Origin of the sequence: Deinococcus misasensis DSM 22328 (assembly GCF_000745915.1) — a bacterium.
Classification (GTDB): domain Bacteria; phylum Deinococcota; class Deinococci; order Deinococcales; family Deinococcaceae; genus Deinococcus_C; species Deinococcus_C misasensis.
The window spans coordinates 1-7,992 of the sequence record NZ_JQKG01000088.1; the positions used below are offsets into that span (position 1 = coordinate 1).

The 7,992-nt window shown below is 54.8% G+C and carries 5 protein-coding genes; 2 read left to right on the top strand and 3 right to left on the bottom strand.

Features of this window, described 5'->3' with window-relative positions:
- Both Q371_RS22990 and Q371_RS28150 read left to right on the top strand, forming a co-directional pair.
- The coding region (locus Q371_RS22990) for an Ig-like domain-containing protein (RefSeq protein ID WP_034345274.1) at positions 1 to 803 on the top strand (803 nt) is incomplete at its 5' end.
- Positions 804 to 3,332, top strand: coding sequence for a S8 family serine peptidase (locus Q371_RS28150; protein ID WP_051965126.1), 2,529 nt, complete (start codon positions 804 to 806; stop codon positions 3,330 to 3,332).
- A gap of 62 nt (positions 3,333 to 3,394) precedes the next feature.
- Here the strand turns inward: Q371_RS28150 and Q371_RS23000 are convergent, their stop codons facing one another.
- The 3 genes from Q371_RS23000 to Q371_RS23010 form a co-directional block, all read right to left on the bottom strand.
- Complete coding sequence (locus Q371_RS23000; protein ID WP_034345288.1) at positions 3,395 to 4,327, bottom strand: magnesium transporter CorA family protein; 933 nt, start codon at positions 4,325 to 4,327, stop codon at positions 3,395 to 3,397.
- A gap of 388 nt (positions 4,328 to 4,715) precedes the next feature.
- Entirely contained in the window at positions 4,716 to 6,170 is a 1,455-nt protein-coding gene (gene gnd, locus Q371_RS23005) for a decarboxylating NADP(+)-dependent phosphogluconate dehydrogenase (RefSeq protein ID WP_034345277.1), read from the bottom strand.
- Positions 6,171 to 6,173: 3 nt separating this feature from the next.
- Positions 6,174 to 7,592: a gluconokinase gene (locus Q371_RS23010; protein ID WP_034345280.1), complete on the bottom strand. Its 1,419-nt coding sequence runs from the start codon at positions 7,590 to 7,592 to the stop codon at positions 6,174 to 6,176.
- Positions 7,593 to 7,992: the final 400 nt, after the last annotated feature.

Genomic DNA, 7,992 nt, shown 5'->3' on the forward strand with positions numbered 1-7,992 from the left:
ACCTCACTGAAGGAGATTACACGCTGGTGGTGACTGCAAGAGACAACGCAGGGAACAGCCAGAGTGTGACGGTGACATTCAAGGTGCAGTTTGCGGATGTGAGTGCACCTGTGATTGTGCTGGATGCGCCTGTGAAAGACAGCACTGTGACAGTGGTGAGCACAGAGATCAAAGGGAAAGTGACCGACAACCGTGGGGTGCAATCTGCGACGATTTCGGTGAATGGTGGAGAAGCACAGACCCTGACGCTGGGTGCGGATGGATCGTTCAGCTTCAACCAGACCGGCCTCGATGATGGCACCTACAACATCAGCATCACCGCAAAAGACACTTCCAACAACACCAAAACCCTCAGTTCTTCCTTTAAGGTGGTGCTGCCAGACCTGTTCGAGCCCAACAACACCTTTGACAAAGCAACTCCTGTGACGGTGGGCAGCACGACCCGCAAGGCCATCATTGATGGCTCGGACTTTGATGTGGACTGGTACAAATTTGAAGCCCAGGCCGGGGATGAAATCAAGATAGAGGTGCTGACCCAGAGCGCTTATGCAGATTCTGCTCTGGATTCCATCGTGTACCTGTATCCCACCATCCTCAATGAGGCCACCTTGCCTCTGGCCATCAATGACGATGCAGATCCATTCAAAGGCCAGGACATGGGGTCTGCCCTCACTTACTTTTTCTTCAAAAACACAACCTACTACATCAAAGTGGTGAGCTTCAAAACGGACGCTGGTGTGGCAGACAACAACCCCAAAAACACCTACCAACTCAAACTGAGTTTGCTGAACAAAGGAGAATAAATGAGCAAGAACCTGTTCTCTTCTCTGTCTTTGATGACGTTTGCCATTTTGCTGGCTGGCTGTGGAAGCAACTCCATGCCTTCCAATGCAACTTTGCCTGCGCCCATACCGTTCTCCAAAGACCAGAAAATCATGGGCAACAAAGTCCAACAGCAGCGGTATCTGATTGAATTTGGGTCCAGTGGTGTCGGCATTCAACGCCTGACAGCACAGGGTTTTGCCAAGTTGGCTGCTGAGCAAAACATCTCTTACAAACAGAATTACGCTTACAACCGTGTCTTCAACGGGGTGTCCATCACCACCTCACCTTCCAGCATTGAGCGCATTGCTGCTTTGCCCGGAGTGAAATCCATTCGCAAAGCAGGCTTCATGGTTTTGCCTGCAGACAAAAAGGCCCCTTACCTTCCTGAACTTGCCACCGCCATCACCCAGACCGGGGTGGACGTTGCTCAGAATGAAATGGGTCTGACAGGAAAAGGCATCCGGGTGGGAATCATCGACTCGGGCATTGACATCGATCACCCGGACCTGAAAAGCCGCATTGTGGCCCAGAAAGACTTCGTTGGAGATGGATATGGTTTTGGGGATTATGTTCCTTTGCCAGATGACAATGCCGATGACTGTGATGGACACGGAACCCACGTGGCAGGCATTGTGGGTGCCAATGGCACGGTCAAAGGTGTAGCGCCAGAGGTCAGTCTGGGTGCCTACAAGGTGTTTGGTTGTCTGGGTGGCACCTATGACGACATCATGATGGCTGCCATCGAACAGGCCCTGAACGACAAGATGGATGTGGTCAACATGAGCATTGGCAGTTTTGGCACCTGGCCAACAGACATGCTTTCTGGAGCCATCAACCGTGCCAGTGAGCAGGGTCTGGTGGTGGTGGTGGCCGGCGGCAACGAAGGCAGTGATGGTGTGATGGCCACAGGGTCCATTGCGGGCACCAGCAAAGCCATCACTGTGGCAAGTTATGAAAATGCAGCCATCAATTCAAATTATGTGACTGTGGATGGTCAGGAGATTGCACTGTTGCGTGGAACATCTTCTGCGACCATTCCCACTTCAGGATCTCTGGAGTTGGCCCGAACAGGCGATGCAAGTTCTCTGGCAGATGCCTGTTCGCCTTTGCCTGCAGACAGCCTCAAAGGAAAAATGGCTTTGATCCGGCGTGGTGGTTGTACTTTCCAAACAAAATTGAACAACGCTGAAGATGCAGGGGCTGCTGCTGTGATGATTTACAACAACACTGTGGGTCCCTTTTTCCCCTTTGGATTCTCTGATTTGCCTTTCGGAATGATCAAAAAATCCGATGGAGAAATGCTCAACAGCAAACTGGCAGCAGGTGAGACGGTGGTGGTCAACTGGCAGGAGGGCCTGAAGTACTTCCCCAATGAACGTGCAGGTTTGCTGTCTGATTTCACCAGTTATGGTCCCACACAGAAACTGGATTTGAAACCGGATCTGGGTGCTCCTGGAGGCAACATCTACTCCACTTTTCCTCTGGAACTGGGAGGACATGCAGTGCTCAGTGGAACTTCCATGGCCTCTCCCCATGTGGCTGGCGCAGTGGCTTTGCTGCTCCAGGCCCGTCCAGAGTTGAAAGGCCAACCCGAGAAGATTCGCTCCATCCTGCAAAACGGCGCCATGCCCGCCCCTTTCCCGGACACCTCCATTGCAGATTCTGTGCACCGTCAAGGTGCAGGGATGCTCAATGTGGTGAACAGCATCGTGAACACCAGCACCGTGGAGCCCAGTGCTCTGGTGCTCAAGGATGTGCAAGTCACCACCTCCAAAACCATTCGCTTGCGCAATGACAGTGACATCGAGGTGGCGTACACCCTGTTCCACATGCCTGCAGTGGCCACTTATGGAACGGGCAATGCTGCTGCACTGAATGCCCCTGCAACAGTGAAGGTGCGGGACGCCAACGTGGTTCTGTATCCCAGTGAAAGCATGGCCATCAAAGTGGACATCACGCCTCCAGCCAGTGCACCAGAAGGCACCATCTTTGGTGGTTACATTGGCATTGAATCCAGTCTGGGTGAAATCACTGTGGTGCCCTACACGGGTTACAAAGGGGATTACCAGGCCCAGCCTGCCATGACCAACAATCTGTTCATTGGCCTTTTCGACGATGAAGCTTACATTCTTCCTGCTGGAGTGGAGTTTGATTTTGCCCAGAACCAGTTCCCAGGAGCGTACTACCATCTGGATTATCCAGCAGAAAAAGTCATCCTGGACATTCTGGATGGCAAAACCCAGAAACCTGTGTTCAGTACAGGATCAGAATACGTGGTTTCCGAGTATGAACCACGCAACGATTCCGAGTACTTCTGGTGGGGATATGCATGGTATGGGGACCTCAAACGTGCCCAGTTGAATGCAGGTGTGCCTGTCACCAAGACCATGCCCGACGGGGCTTACCACCTGCGCATGCGTGCCCTGCGACCCGATGGGGATGCCAGCAATCCAGAGCACTGGGACACCTGGGTTTCACCTGTGTTCTACATCAAAAACGCCAAGTAAATCCAGAGCTTGAGAAAACCAGAGGATCACTCCTCTGGTTTTTCTTTTGCAGGTTTGAGGGTTCACCACCACTTGGCGCGTCGCACAAAATACCAGAGCACCCCAACCGCCAGAGCCCCCACCAGCAGCACAAAGTAAAACGACCAGTGGGTGTCCTGAAAGGGAATCGGCACATTCATGCCGTACAGGCTGGTGATCAGGGTGGGAATGGCGACCATGATGGTAGCTACCGTCATCACTTTCATCACCGAGTTGACGTTGTTGGAAATCACACTGGCAAAGGCGCCCATCATGCTGGCCAGAATCTGGGTGGCGATGTCGGTCATTTCGATGGCCTGCTGGTTTTCGATGATCACGTCGTCCAGCAGTTCCTGATCGTCTGCGTACATCTCGAAGACCCGGTCCCGGCGCACCCGTTCCATCATGATCTCATTGGATTTGATGGCGGTTTTGAAGTACACCAGAGATTTTTCCAGTTTGAGTAGGGCCAGCAGTTCCTGATTGCGGGTGGAGTTCTCCAACTGGTCTTCGACGGTGTCCACCTGCTTGTTGATTTTGCGCAGGTCCACAAGGTACCTCTGGGCCGTGCGGTGAAACAGTTGCAGGGTGAAGCGGTTTTTCTTGGCCGTCGAGATGTAACGCACCATGCCTTTTTTCATGTCCTGAATGATGGGGTTGTCTTGGGCACATACCGTCACGATGCAGTGCTGGCAGTGGATGATCCCCAGAGGAATGGTGTCATAAGGAATGTCGCTGTGGTCCCCCAGTGGAAACGAAGTCTGAATCAGAAAGAGGATGAAATCATCTTCTTTCTCGAAGCGGGGCCTTTCGTCCACGTCCAGAGGGTAATTCAGGTAGTCCACGGGAATGCCAATCTCGTGGTGCAGGTAATCGATTTCTTCGAGGCTCGGGGCGATGGCATTGATCCAGCACCCTTCCATGTAATCGTCAACGAGGTGGAGCTTCCCTCCAATGCTGCGGTAGTATTCCAGCATCAGCACACCCCCCCTGCGCAAGTGTTCATGCGCATTGTAGAACCTCCTAAGGGTCAAACAGGCTTAAAGCAAAGAAAACGGGTGGTGGGAGGGTTGACTGGGAGGGTTGTCTTCTTTTGTCATGCCACCACCTCCTTAGGGGTTCTTTTTTACAGAACAAGAAAGCGCACTGAAGCGCCGATGGGTTCAGTGTAACAAGCGGGAGGAGGGGGGTGCAAGGGGCAAGAAGCCGAGGGCACAGGGCCGAGGGCAGAAAAAGCATCAGCAAATGCATAAGGAGCGCAGCTTGCTGCGCTCCCTCCAGAATCCGAATTTTGAACGATCTGTTCAGGGCTTGCCTGGAAAGCCCTCGGCTCTCGGCCCTGTGCCCTCGGCGGGCCGTAGGCCCTTAAACGTTGTACGTGCTGCTTGCGGTTGTGCCACCCCGACCGGTCCAGTTGGTGTGGAAGAACTCACCGCGGGGTTTGTCGAGGCGCTCGTAGGTGTGGGCACCGAAGTAGTCGCGCTGGGCCTGAATGATGTTGGCAGACACGATTTCGGAGCGGTAACCGTCGAAGTAGGAGATGGCGCTGCTGAACGCAGGAACCCACACGCCACTCAGGATGGCCTGTGCGACCACTTCGCGCCAGGGCTGCTGGTATTCCTGGATGATGTTGGCGAAGTACTCATCAAGGAGCAGGTTGGCCAGTTCGGGGTTCTTGTCGAAAGCGTTTTTGATGTCCCCGAGGAACTGGGCACGGATGATGCATCCGCCGCGCCACATCAGGGCGATGCTGCCGTAATTCAGGGTCCAGCCCTGCTCTTTGGCGGTCAGGCGCATCAGTTGGTAGCCCTGAGCGTAAGAGCAGATTTTGCTGGCGAACAGGGCTTTGCGTACCTTCTCGATGAACTCTGCTTTGTCGCCTTGGAAAGCGCCCTGAGGTCCAGTGAAGAGTTTGCTGGCCTGCACGCGCTCGTTTTTGAGGGCGGAGATGCAGCGGGCAAACACGGCTTCAGCGATGGTGCTGGAGGGGCTGCCCACGTCCAGAGCGTACACCGAAGTCCATTTGCCGGTGCCTTTCTGGCCTGCGGTGTCCAGAATGACATCCACAAGGTCTTTTCCAGTTTCTTCGTCTTTTTTGGTGAGGATGTCGGCGGTGATTTCGATCAGGAAGCTGTCGAGTTCGCCGGTGTTCCACTCGGAGAAGATTTCAGCGATTTCGCTGTTGGAGAGGCCCACCACACCACGCAGGATGCTGTAAGCTTCGGCGATCATTTGCATGTCGCCGTACTCAATGCCGTTGTGGACCATCTTCACGAAGTGGCCTGCACCGTTTTCGCCCACCCAGTCACAGCAAGGGCTGCCATCTGCCACTTTGGCGGAGATGCCCTGGAAAATGGGTTTGACATGCTCCCATGCAGCGGGGTTGCCACCGGGCATGATGGAGGGGCCTTTGAGGGCACCTTCTTCGCCACCAGAGACACCAGTTCCGATGAACAGGATGCCTTTTTCTTTCAGGTAAGCGGTGCGGCGGTCAGAGTCGGCGGGGTGGCTGTTTCCACCGTCGATGATGATGTCTCCCTCTTCGAGGTAAGGCAGCAAGGACTCGATGGAGGCGTCCACGGCACTGCCGGCTTTGATCATCAGCATGACTTTGCGGGGACGTTTCAGGCTGTCCACGAGTTCTTGCAGGGAGTAGGCCCCCACAATGCTCTGGCCCTGAGCGCGGCCTTCCATAAAAGCCTTGACCTTGTCGGTGCTGCGGTTGTAGGCGGTGACGGTGAAGCCCTTGGAGGCCATGTTGAGGATCAGGTTTTCGCCCATCACGGCGAGACCCATCACGGCAATATCAGATTGACCCATGCTTTACAACTCCTTCCAGATGCTGGTGAATAAGCCCTTCCAATCTTCCCGGATGCCGGTCATGTGTGTGGCAGCGTCGGGTTGGGGGACAAAACCTAAAGCATATTGTACTTTGTACGTTAACCTGCTTTTGCTATTGTCTAATGCGACCAGAGCCACCATTGCCGCTCCAAGGGAAGAGGCGTCTACGGTGTGCGCCACCACCAGTTCGCGGTTCAGGGTGTCACTGAGCATTTGCATCCACAATGGACTGCGCGTGATGCTGCCGGTCACAAGGGTTCGGGTGGTTCCCTCAGACACCAGATCGTACACCTCGGCCAGAGAGAAGCACACCGCCTCCAAGGCAGCTTTTGCCAGATGGGCGCGGGTGTGTTGCAGGGTCAGACCATGCACCGTTGCACTCAGGTCAGACTTCCAGTGGGGGCTGCGTTCTCCGGTCAAGTAAGGCAAAAACAGCAAGCCTTCTGAAGAAGACACCTCTGCGGCCTCTTTGAACAGCACCTCAAAGGTCTCGGTGGGGTAATGCATGCGTTTGACCCAGTCGATCAGCAGTCCGGCATTGTTGATGGCCCCTCCAGAGAACACCTGAGCTCTGGAAAGGAAATAACACCATGTGCGGCCTCTGGCATCCAGTTGAGGTCCTTTCCCCATGCTGCGAACGGCCCCACTGGTGCCCACGGTGATCACAGTGTCCTGCACCCCTGCTCCAGTGCCCAGATTGGCCAGACCCCCATCGCTGCTGCCTGCAAACACAGGCATCCCTGCCTTTAAACCTGTAAGAGTTGTCGCCTCAGGGGTGATGTGCCCGAGCAGGTCATGGGCATCCAGCACCTCAGGCAACAGGCTCTGGACCTGAAGGCTGTGCAGGATGTCTGCATCCCACTGACCCGTGTGCAGGTTGAGGAGTCCCGAACTGCTGGCCAGTCCGATGTCGGCTTTCCACTGTCCGGTCAATTGAAAAGCAATGTGGTCTTTCAGACTGACGAGCAAATGGACTTGCGAAAACAGCTCGGGGTGTTTGTGTTGCAGGTAAGTGATTTTGGCCGGATGGTAAGGGGTTTGCAGCGGTGCTCCAGTCTTCAAGTAGACAGCGTTGGGGTCCAGAGGCACCTCTTTCAGAGTCTCCAGAGGCCGGGTGTCTGCCCAGGTCAGGGCGTTGCAAAGGGATTGTCCGTTGTTTCCAATGGGCAACAAACTGTGCATGGCTCCGCTGAAGGCCAGACCATCGGCATGTTCAGCATTCAGGTCTTTGAGGGCTTCCTGCACAGCTTTCCAGAGCACATCCGCATTCTGGGTGGCTTCACCGGGTTCGGTTTTGATCAGGGGATAACTGCGGTAGGTGCTTCTGACCGGTTGCCCATCTTCGCCGACCAGTACGGCTTTGCAGCCTGTGGTGCCCAGATCCAGTCCAATCACATTCATGTGGTTTTCAATATAGCCTCTGGGGATGAGATGGGCTGTGAGGATTGGCAAGAAGAAGGCAGAAGGCAGCGACCCCGCGCCGACCGAACCGCTTCGGAGGCGCATCTTGGGGTCAAGAAGAAGGCAGAAGGCAGAAGGCAGAAGGCAGAAGGCAGAAGGCAGAAGGCAGAAGGCAGAAGGCAGAAACACTGTTACCACCACTGTAGGGGCGCAGCGTGTTGCGCCCAATGGCAGGGATCTTTGTTGTGTAGGGGCGAGGCGTGCCTCCCCCTGAAAGTTCTGGCTGATGCAATGCAGGGCGAGGCACGCCTCGCCCCTACACAAATCCCCTTGAAGATTTTTGTCGTGTGATACACCGTGCTCTCGGCCCTGTGTCCTCGGCTCTCGGCAAAAGGCAAGG

Excerpts from the sequence above, each read along its gene's own strand:
- Q371_RS28150 (WP_051965126.1), top strand. The coding sequence starts at position 804 with ATGAGCAAGAACCTGTTCTCTTCTCTGTCTTTGATGACGTTTGCCATT.
- Q371_RS23000 (WP_034345288.1), bottom strand. The coding sequence starts at position 4,327 with ATGCTGGAATACTACCGCAGCATTGGAGGGAAGCTCCACCTCGTTGAC.
- gnd (WP_034345277.1), bottom strand. The coding sequence starts at position 6,170 with ATGGGTCAATCTGATATTGCCGTGATGGGTCTCGCCGTGATGGGCGAA.
- Q371_RS23010 (WP_034345280.1), bottom strand. The coding sequence starts at position 7,592 with ATGAATGTGATTGGACTGGATCTGGGCACCACAGGCTGCAAAGCCGTA.